At 71.0% G+C, this 321-nt stretch carries 1 protein-coding gene; it reads left to right on the top strand.

Annotated elements, in window-relative coordinates:
* Nucleotides 1–40: 40 nt before the first annotated feature.
* Nucleotides 41–321 (top strand): MerR family transcriptional regulator (locus ACNAW0_RS30810; protein WP_416291550.1); only part of this gene is annotated, 281 nt, incomplete at its 3' end.

Genomic DNA, 321 nt, shown 5'->3' with positions numbered 1-321 from the left:
AGCGGGAGGCGGGAGCCTTGGTCGTGGAAGGGAGGGAACCATGTCATACACGGTGGGTCAGGTGGCCAGGGCGGCCCGGGTGACGGTCCGGACTCTGCACCACTACGACGAGATCGGGCTGCTGTCGCCCAGCGGGCGCACGCCGGCCGGCTACCGCCGCTACGACGACGCCGACCTGGAGCGGTTGCAGCTCATCCGGGCCTACCGGGAGCTGGGGTTCCCGTTGGACGAGATCGCCGAGATCCTGGACGATCCGGCGGCGGACCCGGTGGCGCACCTGCGCCGGCAGCACGAGCTGCTCACCTCGCGGATCGGGAAGCT

It is taken from the genome of Micromonospora sp. SL1-18 (assembly GCF_047921505.1).
Taxonomy (GTDB): Bacteria; Actinomycetota; Actinomycetes; order Mycobacteriales; family Micromonosporaceae; genus Micromonospora.
Note: the sequence above shows the minus strand (reverse complement) of the source record. Positions and strands in the feature narration are given on the sequence as shown.